The sequence below is a fragment of the Sphingopyxis sp. GW247-27LB genome (assembly GCF_002277025.1).
Classification (GTDB): Bacteria; Pseudomonadota; Alphaproteobacteria; order Sphingomonadales; family Sphingomonadaceae; genus Sphingopyxis.
Map to the genome: position 1 here is coordinate 69,612 of NZ_NIWD01000019.1, position 15,646 is coordinate 85,257.

At 61.7% G+C, this 15,646-nt stretch carries 10 protein-coding genes and 2 pseudogenes; 8 read left to right on the plus strand and 4 right to left on the minus strand.

Annotated elements, in window-relative coordinates:
• Positions 1-12: 12 nt before the first annotated feature.
• Positions 13-1,449 carry an NAD(P)/FAD-dependent oxidoreductase gene (locus tag CD928_RS22325; protein WP_202189422.1) on the minus strand — a complete coding sequence of 479 codons (1,437 nt, stop codon included), beginning with the start codon at positions 1,447-1,449 and terminating at the stop codon, positions 13-15.
• On the opposite strand from CD928_RS22325, the gene CD928_RS22330 reads away from it, so the two are divergent.
• The 8 genes and pseudogenes from CD928_RS22330 (at position 1,448) to CD928_RS22360 (ending at position 10,906) form a co-directional block, all read left to right on the plus strand.
• Positions 1,448-2,644 carry an alkane 1-monooxygenase gene (locus CD928_RS22330; protein ID WP_202189423.1) on the plus strand — a complete coding sequence of 399 codons (1,197 nt, stop codon included), beginning with the start codon at positions 1,448-1,450 and terminating at the stop codon, positions 2,642-2,644. The genes CD928_RS22325 and CD928_RS22330 overlap by 2 nt on opposite strands.
• A 162-nt stretch (positions 2,645-2,806) precedes the next feature.
• A pseudogene (locus CD928_RS23650) lies at positions 2,807-2,956 on the plus strand (rubredoxin); the annotation flags it as partial.
• 36 nt (positions 2,957-2,992) lie between these two features.
• Positions 2,993-3,184, plus strand: a complete 192-nt coding sequence (locus CD928_RS23655) for a rubredoxin (RefSeq protein WP_202189424.1) — start codon at positions 2,993-2,995, stop codon at positions 3,182-3,184.
• A 57-nt stretch (positions 3,185-3,241) separates the two neighbouring features.
• On the plus strand, positions 3,242-4,696 hold the full coding sequence (locus tag CD928_RS22340; protein WP_040110215.1) for an aldehyde dehydrogenase family protein: 1,455 nt from the start codon (positions 3,242-3,244) through the stop codon (positions 4,694-4,696).
• A 46-nt stretch (positions 4,697-4,742) separates the two neighbouring features.
• Complete coding sequence (locus CD928_RS22345; RefSeq protein ID WP_052209042.1) at positions 4,743-6,407, plus strand: GMC family oxidoreductase; 1,665 nt, start codon at positions 4,743-4,745, stop codon at positions 6,405-6,407.
• Between the two features lie 84 nt (positions 6,408-6,491).
• On the plus strand, positions 6,492-7,178 hold the full coding sequence (locus CD928_RS22350) for an OmpW family protein (protein WP_052209043.1): 687 nt from the start codon (positions 6,492-6,494) through the stop codon (positions 7,176-7,178).
• Between the two features lie 243 nt (positions 7,179-7,421).
• On the plus strand, positions 7,422-9,182 hold the full coding sequence (locus tag CD928_RS22355; protein ID WP_040110216.1) for an acyl-CoA dehydrogenase C-terminal domain-containing protein: 1,761 nt from the start codon (positions 7,422-7,424) through the stop codon (positions 9,180-9,182).
• A 65-nt stretch (positions 9,183-9,247) separates the two neighbouring features.
• A complete protein-coding gene (locus CD928_RS22360; RefSeq protein WP_040110217.1) occupies positions 9,248-10,906 on the plus strand; it encodes a long-chain-fatty-acid--CoA ligase in 1,659 nt (552 codons plus the stop codon).
• Positions 10,907-10,911: 5 nt separating this feature from the next.
• Here CD928_RS22360 and CD928_RS23970 read toward each other — a convergent pair.
• The 3 genes and pseudogenes from CD928_RS23970 to CD928_RS22375 form a co-directional block, all read right to left on the minus strand.
• Positions 10,912-11,124 (minus strand): annotated as a pseudogene (locus tag CD928_RS23970) (IS630 family transposase); the annotation flags it as partial.
• Positions 11,125-11,266: 142 nt separating this feature from the next.
• A complete protein-coding gene (locus CD928_RS22370) occupies positions 11,267-14,548 on the minus strand; it encodes an efflux RND transporter permease subunit (RefSeq protein WP_040110218.1) in 3,282 nt (1,093 codons plus the stop codon).
• On the minus strand, positions 14,545-15,645 hold the full coding sequence (locus tag CD928_RS22375; RefSeq protein WP_052209044.1) for an efflux RND transporter periplasmic adaptor subunit: 1,101 nt from the start codon (positions 15,643-15,645) through the stop codon (positions 14,545-14,547). Before CD928_RS22375 ends, CD928_RS22370 begins: the two co-directional genes overlap by 4 nt.
• Between the last annotated feature and the right edge of the window lies 1 nt (position 15,646).

Sequence of the window (15,646 nt, forward strand, 5' to 3'; positions counted from 1 at the left end):
GTGCAAGGCGGGTCAGATGACGGCCTCCTTCAAAGGGATGGCGGGATTGCTCAGCTTGCTAGGGTCGATATTCGTGCGCGCGCTGATGAATTGCTTACCAACCAGGAAATCCTGTGGCGAATTGATCGCTTCGACGCACTGGATCCGATCGCCCTTCAAATGGAAAATCGCAAAGCCTGCGGCACACGGGGTGCCTCGCAGAAGGACATTGTCGACATCGGTCGCCTGGCCGGCGATCTGCAGTTTCATGTCATATTGGTCGGACCACTGCCAGGGGACTTCGTGGGTCGACGAGGGGCCGCCGACAATGGCGTTGGCGGCCTGTCTGGCTTGTTCGAGTGCATTGGGCACGCTCTCGAGACGAGCGACGTGGGCGTAGTGGGGGATGGGGCGACGGGCGACGTCGCCGATGGCGAAGATGGCGGGATCGGATGTGCGCGCTTCAAGATCGACGAAAATGCCGGCGCCTGTATTCAGCCCGGCATCCCGCGCGATTTCATCATTGGGAACGGCGCCGACGCCGACGAGGACGGCATCGCACGCGATCGTTCGACCATCGTCGAGACGCACACCGCTTACACGCCCATCATGACCTTCGAACCCCGACACGGTGACACCCAGTTCGAAGTGGACGCCCTGTTTCGCATGGTATTCGTGAAAGAAGGTGGAAAGTTCTGGGCAGGCTACGCGGGCGAGCAGCCGCAGGTCGCGCTCAATCACCGTTACTTCCGCTTCAAGCGCTCGTGCGGACGCGGCCACCTCCAGGCCGATGTAGCCGCCGCCGACTATGGCAAGGCGCCGGCCGGCTCGCAGGGCGTTTTTGAGTCGTTCCGCGTCGCCCGCCGTTCTCAATTCCATAACCCCGTCTAGGTCCGACCCCTCTACCTGCAGCTTGATCGGGCGAGCGCCCGTCGCGATGATGAGATAGTCATATTGCAGAACCTCGCCGGTCGAGAGTGTCACCGTCCTGGATTGGCGTTCCAGCTTGTCCGCCCGAATACCCAGGCGCAGGCCGATCTGGGATGCTTCGTAGAACCCGGCCGGTTTCAGGAGTGTCGGAGCTTTACCCGGTTCGGCCCGGAGCGAAGCCTTGGAAAGCGGCGGACGATGGTAGGGAAGGAGGGATTCTTCACCAACGAGCGTTATCAGCCCCTCGAATCCAAGCTGGCGAAGGATGGCTGCCGCCGTTCCGCCCGCGTGGCCCGCCCCCAGAATCACGACATGTTCATCCGCTCGGCCCATAGATGCTCTCTCCTGAAACGCTGTGGTTTGACCGGCAGGGCGATCATTCTGATCTTCAGGCTCATTCGATAGAAAATTCGGATAGGGATAAAACCCCACTTTAGTTGGGTTGTTCCACGAGATGAAGTAGCCAAGAATACAAAGCGGCACGACTTGCCCAAAGTTAGAGACGCAGGAAGTGCGTGCGCATCGAGAGGAAATGTCCATGAGCACAACCATTTTGAGTGACGGCGCGCCTGATCGCTATGTCGACAGGAAGCGTTATCTTTGGGTATTGTCGGTCGTTTGGCCGGCAGCACCGCTAATCGGGCTTTATCTCGTCCACCTGACGGGATGGAGCATCTTCTACGCATTCACTCTGTTCGTCTGGTACGGCGCAATCCCGGTCTTCGACGTCCTCTTCGGCAAGGATCCGAACAATCCTCCCGAAGCGGCAGTTGCCCGCCTCGAGGCAGACCGCTATTATCGAGTTCTCACTTGGCTTACCGTTCCGGTGCACTATGCTTCGCTGATCGGCTGTGCATGGTGGATCACGACGCAGCCGATCGCGTGGTGGGAGGTAGTGGCTCTCGCTTTCTCCCTGGGGATCGTCAACGGGCTGGCGCTGAATACTGGCCACGAACTCGGGCACAAGAAGGAACCCTTCGACCGCTGGATGGCCAAGATCGTTCTCGCCGTGGTTGGCTATGGGCACTTCTTCATCGAGCACAACAAGGGCCATCATCGCGACGTAGCGACTCCCGAAGACCCCGCCACTTCTCGCATGGGCGAGAGCATTTACAAATTTTCGCTCCGCGAAATTCCGGGCGCGTTCCTGCGCGCGTGGAATCTTGAAAAAGTGCGGCTGGAACGTGTCGGAAAGGGTGTCTGGAGCCTCGACAATGAGATCATCCCCCCGCTAATGATTACCTTGGCAGTCTACACCGCGCTTGTTCTGGCTCTCGGTCCCAATCCGAAGTTGCTGGTGTTCCTGCCCATTCAGGTCGCCTTCGGCTGGTGGCAGCTCACCAGCGCGAACTATATCGAGCATTACGGACTGCTGCGCCAGAAGATGGCGGACGGACGGTACGAGCGCGCTCAGCCGCGTCACTCGTGGAACAGCAATCACATCGCGTCGAATCTCATCCTCTTCCACCTTCAGCGGCACTCCGATCACCATGCTCATCCGACGCGCAGCTATCAGTCGCTGCGCGACTTCAAGGGCCTGCCGGAACTGCCCACGGGATATCCGGGCATGTTCTTCATGGCGATGATCCCGCCGATATTCCGGTCAGTAATGGATCCTCGCGTTGTCAAATGGGCCAATGGCGATATCGACAAGATCCAGATTGATCCGGCGCGCAGAAAGCGAATCGCCCGCAAATACGGTGCATCGCAGGGTAGCCGGCTTCCCGTAACATAAGTTCATACCGCAGGCGATCTGACTCGACTCGATCGCCCTTCAGAAGGTCGGACGTTCCTCCCAGTAGCGATGCTGGATGCAAGACCTGGCGACGGCGCCCCAGGCGGCGTCGCCTTTTCTCCGGAATTCGTCCACCGCTTAACGCAGGAAGAAAGCAGCGCGATGACCGAATATAAATGCCCAGACTGCGGCTACATCTACGACGAAGCCAAGGGCAACCCACATGAGGGCTTTGCACCCAACACGACATGGGCGCAAATTCCCGACGATTGGGCATGCCCTGACTGCGCCGTTCGCGACAAGGCGGACTTCATCCCTCTGCTGGCGCAGGGCGCGAGTGCGACGGCGATCGAGGCTTCAACAGACGCCGAACCGTTCGCGAAATGGCACTGCGTGACCTGCGGTCACATCTATGACGAGGCGGTCGGCGACCCGGCGACAGGTCTGCCGCCTGGAACCCGATGGTCCGATGTACCTGCGGATTGGTACTGCCCTGACTGCGGCGCGACGAAAGAAGATTATGAGCGTCTCGACTTCTGATGGGCGCCGGGTGCCGCGCTGTGGCTCTGGTCGCTGCGTCAGCTTGAGGGGAACTCCATGAATATCCAAGCATTCACGCGCGCCATTTCCGACTCGGGCGGCGGCATGAAGGAGGTTCAGTCCCTTTTTGCCTGTCAACGCGAGGCAGCCGAACGGGACAGAGCGCGGTTCGGCCTGCAGGAACGCCTGGATAGCCTGACGCGGCTGAAGAATGCGATCAAGCGGCGCGAAGGCGACATCATCAGGGCGCTAGATGCTGATTTCAGGAAGCCGGAACCTGAGGTGCGGCTGACCGAACTCTTCCCGGTCTATCAGGAGATATCCCACGCCCGGCGGAACCTGAAGTCCTGGTCGAAGCCGCACAGCGTTCGAGGCTCGCTCGGCATGTTCGGCACGACCGCGCAGGTTCGCTACCAACCCAGAGGCGTGTGTCTGATCATCGCGCCCTGGAACTATCCGGTCAATCTGACCTTTGGACCGTTGGTATCCGCCTTGGCCGCCGGTAATACGGTCATGCTCAAGCCGTCCGAGCTGACGCCGGCGACATCAGCCGTCATCCGGCAGATCGTGGAGGAAACCTTCCCGGCGAATCGGGTTGCCGTCTGCGAGGGCGACGCCTCGGTCTCGCAGGCACTGCTCGACCTGCCTTTCGACCACATTTTCTTCACCGGTAGCCCACAGGTCGGCAAGATCGTGATGGCGGCAGCCGCAAAGCACCTGACCTCGGTGACACTCGAACTCGGCGGCAAATCCCCAACGATCGTCGATTCGACAGCCGATATCGACGATGCAGCGCGCAAGATTGTCTGGGGGAAGTTCTCCAACAATGGCCAAACCTGCATCGCACCCGACCACATCTATGTCGCACGCGATCAGGCGAAGCCCCTGGTCGATGCCCTCCGCCGCGAAATCCGGGGCGTATACGGGGAGACGGAGCGCGATCAGAAATGCGGTGCGGATTACGGGCGGATCGTAAATTCTCGGCATTTCGATCGCCTCAGCGCGCTGCTAGACGATGCAACCTCGCGTGGCGCGCTGGTCCTCGAAGGCGGGGTCCGCGATCCGGATCAGAAATATCTCTCGCCAACGCTGATCGGGGGGACCGACCCCGAAATGGCAATTTCGCGGGAAGAAATTTTCGGGCCGATTCTGCCAGTGATCGAATATGACGATATCAGCCGCGTTATCGATACAATCAACACCGGCCCCAAGCCGCTCGCTCTTTATATCTTCAGCAAGCATGCCCCAGCTTGGGAATCAATCATCGAAAGGACCAGTTCCGGCGGTGTTTGTATCAACCAGAACGTCGTCCAGTACCTGCACCCCAATCTGCCGTTCGGAGGGGTCAACAACAGCGGTATCGGAAGCGCGCATGGCTTCCACGGCTTCAAGGCATTCTCGCACGAACGCGCAGTGTTGAGGGACAGGTTCTCTGTTTTGCGGCTTCTGTTTCCGCCCTACACGCCCGCCGTGAAGCGATTGATCGATATTACGGTTCGCATTCTAGGCTGAGCGCCCAGACAGAGAGTGGTCTTGGCACTACAGATCGGAGACATGGATGTTTGATTATATCATAGTGGGTGGGGGATCCGCTGGTTGTTTGCTAGCAGAGCGCTTGTCGGCAAACCCTGACATAAAGGTCTGTCTGCTCGAAGCGGGGCCGCCGGACCGCAGCCCGCTGATCCACATGCCCATCGGGATCGCGCTTCTTTCCAAGAGCAAGACGCTCAACTGGGCCTACGAGACTGAGCCGCAGCCCAACCTCGGCAACCGGAGACTGTTCTGGCCGCGTGGAAAGACACTCGGCGGCTCAAGCTCGATCAATGCAATGGTCTATATCCGTGGTCATCGCGAGGACTATGACGCCTGGGGAGAGGCGGCCGACCCAATCTGGTCCTTCGATAATGTCCTTCCGTTGTTCAAGGCGATGGAGGCGAACGAGCGATTCGGATCCGACGCGCACCACGGCGGTTATGGCGAGCTTCATGTCAGCGATCTTCGGACCGTCAACCGGCTGAGCGAAGCATTCGTGGAGGCTGGGCAAGAAGCGCAGTATTCGCACAACGCCGATTTCAATGGCGACACGCAGGATGGGATCGGCTTCTACCAGGTTACGCAACGCAAAGGGCGGCGTTGGAGTTCCGCCCGAGCCTTTCTGTCAGGCGCAAAAGGGCGGCCTAATCTCCGAATAGTAACCGGAGCGCGGGCAACGCGGATCATTCTGGAAGGGCGCAAAGCTGTCGGGGTGACCTATGCGTCGGGTGACAAGCTCACCGACCTGCGCACCAGGGGCGAGGTCATTCTGTCGGGCGGTGCGATCAATTCACCACAGTTGCTGATGCTTTCCGGCATCGGCGACGCGGCAGAATTAGGGGTGTTCGGCATTCCGGTCGTCGTCGATCTGCCGGCGGTTGGAAAAAACCTGCAAGATCATCTCGACATCACGATCATGCACGAGGCGAGCGATCGCACGCCGATCGGGGTTGCCCCATCATTCATCCCGCGAGCGCTGGCTGGCGCATTATCCTATGTGTTCCAGAGGCGGGGGTTTCTGACGAGCAACGTTGCCGAATCCGGCGGATTCGTCAAAAGCTCACCCTCACAAAGTCGCCCGAACCTGCAGTTTCACTTCCTTCCTACTCTGCTGAAGGACCACGGCCGCCAGATCGCCTTCGGCTATGGCTACACGTTGCATGTCTGCGATCTGTTGCCGAAGAGCCGGGGACGGATCGGGCTAAAGAGCCGGAATCCGCTCGACGATCCCTTGATCGATCCCGCCTATCTCTCGGCTCCCGAAGACATCGAGACGATGGTCTGGGCGGTAAGGATCGGGCGTCAGATCCTGTCGGCGCCGTCGATAGCGACCTTTTCGAAACGCGAGCTGGTTCCCGGATCGTCAATCGAGAGCGAAGCTGACGTCATAGCGGACATCCGCCATCGGGCCGAAACGATCTACCACCCGGTTGGGACATGCCGGATGGGAAGAGATCCGCATTCCGTCGTCGATCCGGCGTTGCGCGTCCGCGGGGTGGAGGGCCTTCGTGTCGTCGATGCCTCCATCATGCCCACCCTCGTCGCCGGGAACACCAACGCGCCAACGATGATGATCGCGGAACGGGCCGCCGAACTCATTCTCGGGAAAACAAGGCTCATGGCGGGCACGGAGGAGGGATCATCCTCCACCGTATCGCTAGGTGCCAGGCAGCGAAGTCAGGTCGGATGAACGGGCATTCCGACGGCTGATCTGGCCGACAAATTACAGACGACGTCCTGCAGTGGCGGCGCATCACAAGGAGAGGAGAATAACATGACCTTCATTCGTAAGCCTGCGGATCCAACGGCTTTGCCGCTTGCCGGAGCATTGTTCCTACTGAGTGCCGTTCTTGCCACGCCCGCTTCCGCGCAGGACTCGCCGAAACTGAAGCGATGGGCTGTCACTGTGAATGCGACCGAGGTTTTTGTGGATGAGAACGCCCCGAACATCACTCTGGCGGGCGCACCTCTACCCGGCTCTAACGTGCGAATTGGAAACGCGACTACGCCGACTCTGGACGTCGGGTATTTTTTTACGCCGAACATCGCCGCCAATGTGTTTTTGGGGGTGCCCGCACCTGCCGAAATCGACGGCACCGGCAGCATCGGACCGCTCGGGACACTGGCCAAGGTCCATTATGGACCAGTAATCCTTTCGGCTCAGTATCATTTCAATAGCCAGGGCAAGCTTCATCCCTATGTGGGAGTAGGCGTCGGCCGTGTCCTGTTCTTCAACAAGCACGACGGAGCATTGAGCGATTTCAACATCCGCGACAGTTGGGCGCCGACTGGGCAATTGGGCGTTCGGTACGAACTCAATAAATCATGGATGCTGAACGCTGACGTTCGGTATGTTCCATTCTCCACGCACGCGTCAGGTTCGCTAGGTGGAGCGCCCGCGCTGACCCGGCTCGACATCGACCCCATTCTGACGAGCGTTGGGGTTACCCTTCGTTTTTGAATATATATTCGAATACATCGCATGGAAAACTATATGTTGACCCTAATGATGCACCGCCCATTGCGTATCCCGCAGGTCATTCAACATATGACGGAGTAAAATGACGATGGTGGAATTGTTGCCTAGTCGATCTAAGGGGGTTGTCAATGGTCTGGGTGAGGAGGCACAGGCCGTCACCTTTAAGATTTGATTTGTGCTCGCCCCGGCAAGCCCCTGCGAAACTGATCTTCCGAGAATGATACTATGACTATTTATACCGCTCCCGTCGCGGATATCTCCTTCCTGCTGCGGCGGGTGTTCGGCTTCGACGCGATCATGGCCAGCCTACCTGGCTATGAGGAGGTGAATACAGAGCTCGCCGTCACTATTATGGAGGAGGCTGGCAAGTTCGCAACCAGTGTACTGGAGCCGCTGAACCGCCCAGGTGACGAGGAGGGCTGCACGCTCGAAAACGGTGTCGTCACCACCCCCAGCGGCGTTGCTGCCGCTTACCTCGCTTTCGCGGAGGCTGGCTGGTGCTCGCTCTCGGGCGACCCTGCCTATGGTGGCCAGGGTCTGCCGCGGGTGCTACAGATTCTGCTCGACGAGATATTGTCCTCGGCCAACCTGTCCTTCGGACTGTTTCCCGGCCTCACCCGCGGGGCGGCAGAAGCCATCGGCCATCATGCTTCAGCGGAATTGAAGGCAGCCTTCCTGCCGAAGATGATCTCCGGCGAGTGGACTGGCGCCATGGCGCTGACGGAGTCCTCCGCCGGAACCGACCTTGGCTTGCTTTCGACCCGGGCCGTGCCGAACGCTGACGGCTCCTTCGCTATCACCGGCACGAAGATTTTCATTTCCTCCGGCGATCAGGATTTCGGCGGCAACATCGTCCATCTGGTGCTTGCCCGCCTGCCGGACGCGCCCAAGGGCGTGAAAGGCATCAGCCTGTTCCTCGCCCCGAAATTCCTGGTGAATGCCGACGGCAGCCTTGGTGCACGCAATTCCATGAGCGTCGGTGCACTGGAGCGCAAGATGGGCATTCATGCGCAGCCCACCTGTTTGATGAACTATGATGGCGCTACCGGCTGGCTGGTGGGACAGCCGGGCCGCGGACTGAATGCCATGTTCACTATGATGAACGCGGAACGGCTGTTCGTCGGCATCCAGGGCCTCGGCATCGCCGAAGCAGCCAATCAGAAGGCCGTCGCCTATGCCAAGGAGCGCCTGCAGGGCGGCGGCAGCGACGGCACGCCAGGCCCAGTGGCAATTATCGACCATCCCGACGTGCGCAAGATGCTGCTGTCGGGGCGCGCCTTCGCCGAAGGCGCGCGCGCCCTCGCGATATGGACGGCGCTGCAGATGGATATCGCCGACCGCCATACGGATGCCGCAGTGCGAAAGGAGGCTGACCTCCTCGTGGCGCTCATGACGCCGGTGGTAAAGGCCGCCTTCACCGATTTCGGCTTCGAGACCGCGGTGGCCTCCCAGCAGGTGCTGGGGGGGCACGGCTACATCCGCGAATGGGGAATGGAGCAGTATGTGCGCGATGCCCGCATCGCCCAGATCTACGAAGGCACCAATGGCGTTCAGGCCATGGACCTCGTGGGACGCAAGCTCGCCCTCGACGGCGGCACGCTGACCCAACGCTTCTTCGCCCTGATCCGCGCAGAACTCGACGCCGCGCTGCCAACCGCCGGTGAAGGGCTGGTGGCGCCCGTGGCGCAAGCCCTGGCGCGGCTGGAGCGGGTGACGCAGCGCCTCGCCGGGAGTGGCGGTGGAGCGGAACTGGGTGCGGCGGCCACTGACTATCTGCGCCTGTTCGCTCTCGTCTCCTTCGGCTGGATGTGGGTGCGCATGGCCGCCGCCGTGCCGGCCCTGGACGAGGCGACGGCTGTGGAAGTGCGCAAGACCGCCCTTGCCCGCTTCTTCGTAGAGCGCATGCTGCCGCAGACGCTCGGCCTGGAAGCCGCACTCGCCAGCGGCGCGTCCTCGCTCATGGCGCTCGACGCCGACGCCTTTTGAAGATCTGGCCGAGACGACCGACGCCCGGAACCCACGCACAAGCACCAAATAATCGGAGGGAAACAATGCTCGGAACCATGATGGACGTGCCGCTGCTGGTGTCAGGGATACTGAGGCATGCTGAGGCGTATCACGGTGACGCCGAAGTCGTATCCGCCACGATGGAAGGCGGCCTCCACCGCTACACCTACGCGGACCTCGCCCGGCGCAGCCGACAGCTCGCGAGTGCGCTCGCGCGCATGGGTCTGGAGACCGGAGACCGCGTCGGCACGCTGGCGTGGAACGACTATCGGCACATGGAACTGTATTACAGCGTGTCCGGGTCCGGCTTCGTGTGCCACACCATCAACCCACGGCTATTCCGCGAGCAGATAGCCTACATCATCGAGCATGCTGGTGACAGCGTGCTGTTCTTCGACCTCACCTTCCTGCCCGTCATCGAGGAACTGGCGGACCAGTTGAATGGCCTGAAGGCGGTGGTGGCGATGACAGACACAGCGCACATGCCTGAATCCGACATCCTCGCGCAGAAGCTGCCAGACCTGAAGTGCTACGAGACCCTCATCGACGGCGAGCAGGACAGCTTCGACTGGCCAAGCTTCGACGAGAACACTGCCTCCGGCCTGTGCTACACCTCGGGCACCACGGGTGACCCCAAGGGCGTGCTCTATTCCCACCGCTCCAGCGTGCTGCACGCTATGGCCATCACTGCGCCGGATGCGCTGGGGCTCTCTGCCAATGACGTGGTGTGCCCCATCGTCCCCATGTTCCATGTAAATGCATGGGGCCTGCCCTTTGCAGTGCCCATGGTGGGCGCCAAGCTGGTACTGCCCGGCGCGCGGCTCGACGGGGCGAGCCTGTACGCATTGTTCGAGGCGGAGGGCGTCTCGTCCACCGCCGGCGTGCCCACCGTGTGGCTCGGCCTCTTGGATTGGATGGACGGCCACGCCAAAGAGTTTACCTCTCTCAAGCGGGTGATCATCGGCGGGTCGGCGGTACCAGCCATCATGATCAGTCGATTTCACCACAAGGGGGTGGAGGTGCGACAGGCCTGGGGCATGACGGAGACCAGCCCTCTGGGCCTTTCCGCGGCGCTGAAGCCCAAGCACCGTCTCCTGCCCGCAGAGGATCGTTTGGCGCTGGAATGCAAGCAGGGCCGGCCGGTGTTCGGCATGGAGTTCCGTGTGGTCGGCGGCGAAGGGCGCGAGGTGACGCACGATGGCAGGAGCTTCGGCTCGATGCTGGTGCGTGGACCGTGGGTGGCCGCGGCCTATTTCAACGCCGCCGCTGGCTCCGCCCACGAGCAGTATCCAGGCTGGTTCGACACCGGCGACGTGGTGACCATAGACAAGGACGGTTTCATCCAGATTGTCGACCGCACCAAGGACGTTGTGAAATCCGGTGGCGAGTGGATCTCCTCAATCGATCTGGAAAACATCGCCCAAGCTCACCCAGCCATAAAGGAGGCGGCCATCGTCGCCCGGCCGGACACCCGTTGGGGAGAGCGCCCGGTGCTGGTGGCAGTGCTGAAGCCCGGTGCCGAATTTAGCCGTGCCGAAATGCGTGCCCATTACAAGGGCAAGACCTCCAAGTGGTGCGTGCCGGATGATCTTATCATCGTTGACGAACTGCCGCACACCGCCACCGGCAAGCTCTCCAAAAAGGACATCCGGCAAATTGTATTGGAAGACCCTCGTACCTTTTCCTCGGAGTGGCGAACATGAGAACGGATTACTTGCAACGTTTGGTGTCCGCGCCTGACGGCGGCGATGTTTGATCGGAATCGGCTTTCTAGACGAAGGGGTGCGGGTCATAGGTGTTGTTCCGAGATAAAACAGTTGATGGCGTCCTGCAGATCGACGACGGAGTGGAATATGCCGTTTTTCAACCGCCGTCGGGTGAGCTTGGCATAGAAGCGTTCGACAGCATTGAGCCATGAGCAAACGTTAGCAAATCCTATCCCGGTTTCCACCAACCCGGCCGCAGGCCAGTCAGTGTCTCCCTCAATCCGAGCGCTTGGTGGTCAGTTCGTATCAATTGCCGGATTTGCCGGTGACGACGCGCCATCGAAGATCCGGGGCGCTTCATATCCGCAAGAACCTCTCGTAAAGAAGGGGTACGACAAAGATGGTGAGCGCGGTCGAGGCAAGCGTACCGAAGATAAGCGAGATGGCGAGGCCGCCGAACACGGGGTCGGGAAGCATGATGGCCGAGCCCAGCACAATGGCAAGCGTAGTCAGCAGGATCGGGCGCAGGCGCACGGCGCCGGCCATGCGGGCAGCCTCCGCGAGAGGCATGCCATGCTTCTGGTTGTCCTGAATGAAGTCGATAATGAGCAGCGAGTTACGGATCACCACGCCGGAGAGTGCGATGATGCCGACGATCGAGGTCGCGGAGAAGTCGGTACCCAGCAGCCAGTGCCCCGGAAAGATACCAATGATCCCGAGTGGCACAGCGGACATCGCGATCAGCGGAATGAGGAACGACTTGTAATAGGCGACGAGCAGGAAATAGACTGCGGTCAGCGCAGCGCCGAGCGCCATCAGCATGTCGCGGTAGATATCGAGCGTCATGCGCATTTCACCATTCCAAAGAAGTTGGTAGCCGTTGATGATATCAGGCGCGGCCTCGCTGAGGCTGAGATTACCGATGGCGAGTGGCTGGCCGTCGGGCGCGTGCATCCTGGACAAGCGGCGGTTAAGATCGAGCACGGCATAGACCGGCACGCTGTGCGAGAGTTCTCCCCCGATGAAGATCACGCGCTCATTGTCCTTACGCTGGATCGGCTTGTCGGCCTCGGTCGGAGTGCGTCGGACGAGTTCGGCCAACGGAATCTGACGTCCCTCCCGACCGGTCACATAGAGACCCTCGAGTTGGGACGGCGCAGGCTGCTCTGCTCGCGGCACATAGGCCCGGATCGGAACGGGATTGCGCTCAGGATCGATATGCGCGCGCCCGACTACCTGACCATCGTAGACGAGGCCCAGGACATTAGCGATATCCGCGGCCGATACGCCGGAAAGTGCCGCTTTTTCACGGTCTGGCACGAAGCGCCATTGCGCCACGTCGGTGGGCTCGCTGTTTGAGATATCGACCATGTCGTAGGTCTTGGCAAACTCGGCTTCGACCTGTTTAGCCAGTCGACGCAGGCCTACCAGATCCTCGCCGTGTAACTCCGCCAATACCGTGGCGCGCACAGGCGGCCCCGGCGGATCTTCGACCAGCCTCACCTGGGCGCCCGGATAACGGGCACGGATGGCATCGACCTTCGTGCGCAACTCGCGAACAAGCATGATCGAACTTTCCGAACGATGTTGCTTGTCCACAAGGTTGACGCGGATTTCGGCGACATTCTCGCCCGTTCGAAGCGAGCTGCCCTGCATCAGCCCATTGAAATCCGGGACGCCGGCCTGTCCGATCCAGTTCTGATAGTTCGTCACCAGCGGATCAGCGGCAAGAAGTCCGTCGATCTCATGGACCATCCTGGCCGTGTTTTCGACCGGGCTGGCTTCGACCATGGTGATGACGATGTTGAAGGTGTTCTTGTTGTCCTTGGGCAGAAAGCCCATGGCGACGCCGAGCGGGGGCACTGGCCCGCCCACGCCGGATGGGCGGATGAACTGCCAACCGCCTTGCGCCGCCGATAGGAGCAGAGCGAGGATTGCACCGATCATCAGGGCCCGGCGCGCGCTCGAACGCTCCTGCAACGGCTTGATCAGCCAGAGATAGACGTCCCGCAACTTGTCGGGCTTGCGCTCCTCATGGGTGTTTGCCTCTGATTCTGCCTCGCTTCCATCATCCAATATGCCGCCGGTCGGAGCCGGTCGCTTGACCCAGCGGTTCGCCGCCCATGGGGTGACGATATAGGCGACGACGATGGAGGCGAGCATCGCGATCGGGACATTGTAGGCGATGGGGTAGAAATAATCGCCAGCCATGCCGGTCACGAGCAGCAGCGCCGCGAACACCAGCATCACGGCAAAGGTCGCGAGATTGGTGGCGCCGCCGATTTCGTTGGTGGCGAGGACGGTCACGTCCTCCTTCGCGGCCGTAGAGTGGCCATGATAATGGCGGTGGATGTTCTCGATGACGACGATCGACGCATCGACCAGCAAGCCCAGCGCCAGGATCAGCGCGAACAGAGTGATGCGGTTGATCGTCACCCCGCCAAGCAGATCGGCGCCAAGGGTGATCGAGAAGATGACGGGCACCGTCACCGAAACGATCAGCGCCTCGCGCCAGCCGAGGAACAGCAGCATGATGAAGCTGACGGTGATGAGCGCGATCGCCAGATGCTCCATCAGCCCGTCGACGGCCTCGTCGGCTTTCTGGCCGTCGTCCCGGGTGGTGACGACATGGACCGCGCGGGGGATGAAGCTCGCCTGCATCCGTTCGACTCGGTTGGCCACGGCTTCGGACACGGTGACGGCATTCTCACCCTTTTTCTTCGCCACGGCGATGGTGACCGCGGGCATTTCGCCTTCGCCCAGCTTGGCGCGAGGGTCGCCAGCCGCGAAGGCGAAGCGGCTGAGATGCATGATCTCGTCGCGCGGGCCGTCCGACACCGTGGCGACATCGCCGATCTTGATCGTGCGGCCGTTGCGCACGCCGATCACCAAGTCACGAACCGCTGCCGCCGATCCCAGTTCGCCGGCATAGCGTAGTCGTTCGAGTTTGCCCGCCTCCACCGGTCCCGACAGGTTAAGGCCTACATCGGAGGCGGCCAACGCTCCACGCGCTTCGGCGAGCGATATCGAGAAGGCTTGGAGCCGGACCGGATCGAAGGCGACATCAATCTCGCGGTTGCGGCCACCATAGACGGACACCACCGAGACGCCTGGCGTGCTCCGAAGCCGTTCGGCCACCGAATCCGCCAGTCGCTTGAGCCCGTAATCGTCATAGGTGGGGGAAGCGAGCGTCACGGTGACGATGGGCACGTCGTCGGCGTCGACGGCCTGGATCAACGGGATACCCGCGTCCGCTGGAAGCCGGCCACGGTTGGCGATCACCCGGTTGTAAAGCTTGACCAGCGAATCTTCGGGCGGCTGGCCGACCTTGAACTGGACCTGCACCATGCCGACGCCGGGCTGGGCCACGCCATAGCTGTGATCGACGCCGGTCATTTCGCTGAGCACGCCTTCGAGTGGAGCGACCACCAGCCGGTCCACCTCCTCGGCAGTCGCGCCAGGCAGCGCCACTGTCACCATCGCGCCCGGTACCACGATTTGGGGATTTTCCTCGCGCGGGGTCAGCGCTACGGCCAGCGTTCCCAGCAGCAGCGAGGCGAGCAGGAAGACGATGGTCAGCTTGGAAGTGATGAACGTCTTTGCGAGGCGGCCCGCGAGATTGAGCGGGGCTTCTGTCATCGCGCCGCTCCGTCGGCAAGGCGCGCGCCGTCTCGGACAGTCGGGTCGACGCGGGCCAGGATGCGCTCGCCTGTCGAGAGGCCGGAGGTCACGACGACACGATCACCAACAGGGTCGCCCAGCCGCACCCATCGGAAGGTGACGCGCTGGTCCTTGCCGACCACGAACACGCCGGTCAGCCCGCCGCGATCGGCGACCGCGGCGGCAGGGACGGAAACAGCGCTTCCGCTATTGCCCTGGTCGCCCACCGAAGGAAGCCGGACACGTCCGAACATGCCTGGCATGATCCCGCTATCGGCGGGAAGGACGACCTCAACTGTATAGCGCCGCGTCGCGGGATCGGCCGAGGGGACGACGCCCCGGACCCGGCCGGTCACGGGGCGATCCTCTCGCCCGTCGAGCAGCACCGGAACCGTCGAGCCGGGCGCGAATAGCCCGAGGCTCGCCTGGGGAGCGGCAAAGCGGAACAATAGTCGACCCCGGCTTTCCACGGTCACCAGCGGCGAACCGGGCATCACCATGTCGCCGTCGTGAATCTGCCGGGAGACGACGACACCGTCGATCGGGCTGACGATGGAGGTATAGCTGCGATCCGCTTGCGCTGTGGCGAGCGCCGCCTGTGCTTGGGCGACTCCGGCCACCGCCGCGTCGTTGCGGAGCTGCTCCTTGCGATAGGCATCCGTTGCGAGGGCCCCGCTCTGGGCGAGTGGTGCATCGCGCGCGACGTCGCCACGTGCGTCATGCTGCTCGGCGAGAGCCGCATCCAGCCCGGCGCGTGCGCGGCGAACCGCGGCCTCGGCTTGCCGGGCGTCTATGGTCGCCAGGATCTGTCCGCGCCTGACAGGCTGGCCATCGTAGAGACCTGCCGCACGGATCGTACCCGAAGCGCGAGCGACGAGTTGTGCCCGGTCATCGGCTTCGACGGTGCCGCTTGCCGTGGCGCCGTCCATCGATGCCGCCGGAGAAGCGGTCGTCACCGGAAGATCGACCGCCGGAGGTTCCGCCGATTGCGACGCTTCGTGTCCGCTGCCGCAACCTGCGAGCAGCAATGGGAGTGACAGGGCAAGCGCCTTCATCGGCGGGAAATCGCGGCCCATG

Excerpts from the sequence above, each read along its gene's own strand:
- CD928_RS22330 (WP_202189423.1), top strand. The coding sequence starts at position 1,448 with ATGAGCACAACCATTTTGAGTGACGGCGCGCCTGATCGCTATGTCGAC.
- CD928_RS22355 (WP_040110216.1), top strand. The coding sequence starts at position 7,422 with ATGACTATTTATACCGCTCCCGTCGCGGATATCTCCTTCCTGCTGCGG.
- CD928_RS22350 (WP_052209043.1), top strand. The coding sequence starts at position 6,492 with ATGACCTTCATTCGTAAGCCTGCGGATCCAACGGCTTTGCCGCTTGCC.
- CD928_RS22340 (WP_040110215.1), top strand. The coding sequence starts at position 3,242 with ATGAATATCCAAGCATTCACGCGCGCCATTTCCGACTCGGGCGGCGGC.
- CD928_RS22345 (WP_052209042.1), top strand. The coding sequence starts at position 4,743 with ATGTTTGATTATATCATAGTGGGTGGGGGATCCGCTGGTTGTTTGCTA.
- CD928_RS22360 (WP_040110217.1), top strand. The coding sequence starts at position 9,248 with ATGCTCGGAACCATGATGGACGTGCCGCTGCTGGTGTCAGGGATACTG.
- CD928_RS22375 (WP_052209044.1), bottom strand. The coding sequence starts at position 15,645 with ATGGGCCGCGATTTCCCGCCGATGAAGGCGCTTGCCCTGTCACTCCCA.
- CD928_RS22325 (WP_202189422.1), bottom strand. The coding sequence starts at position 1,449 with ATGGACATTTCCTCTCGATGCGCACGCACTTCCTGCGTCTCTAACTTT.
- CD928_RS22370 (WP_040110218.1), bottom strand. The coding sequence starts at position 14,548 with ATGACAGAAGCCCCGCTCAATCTCGCGGGCCGCCTCGCAAAGACGTTC.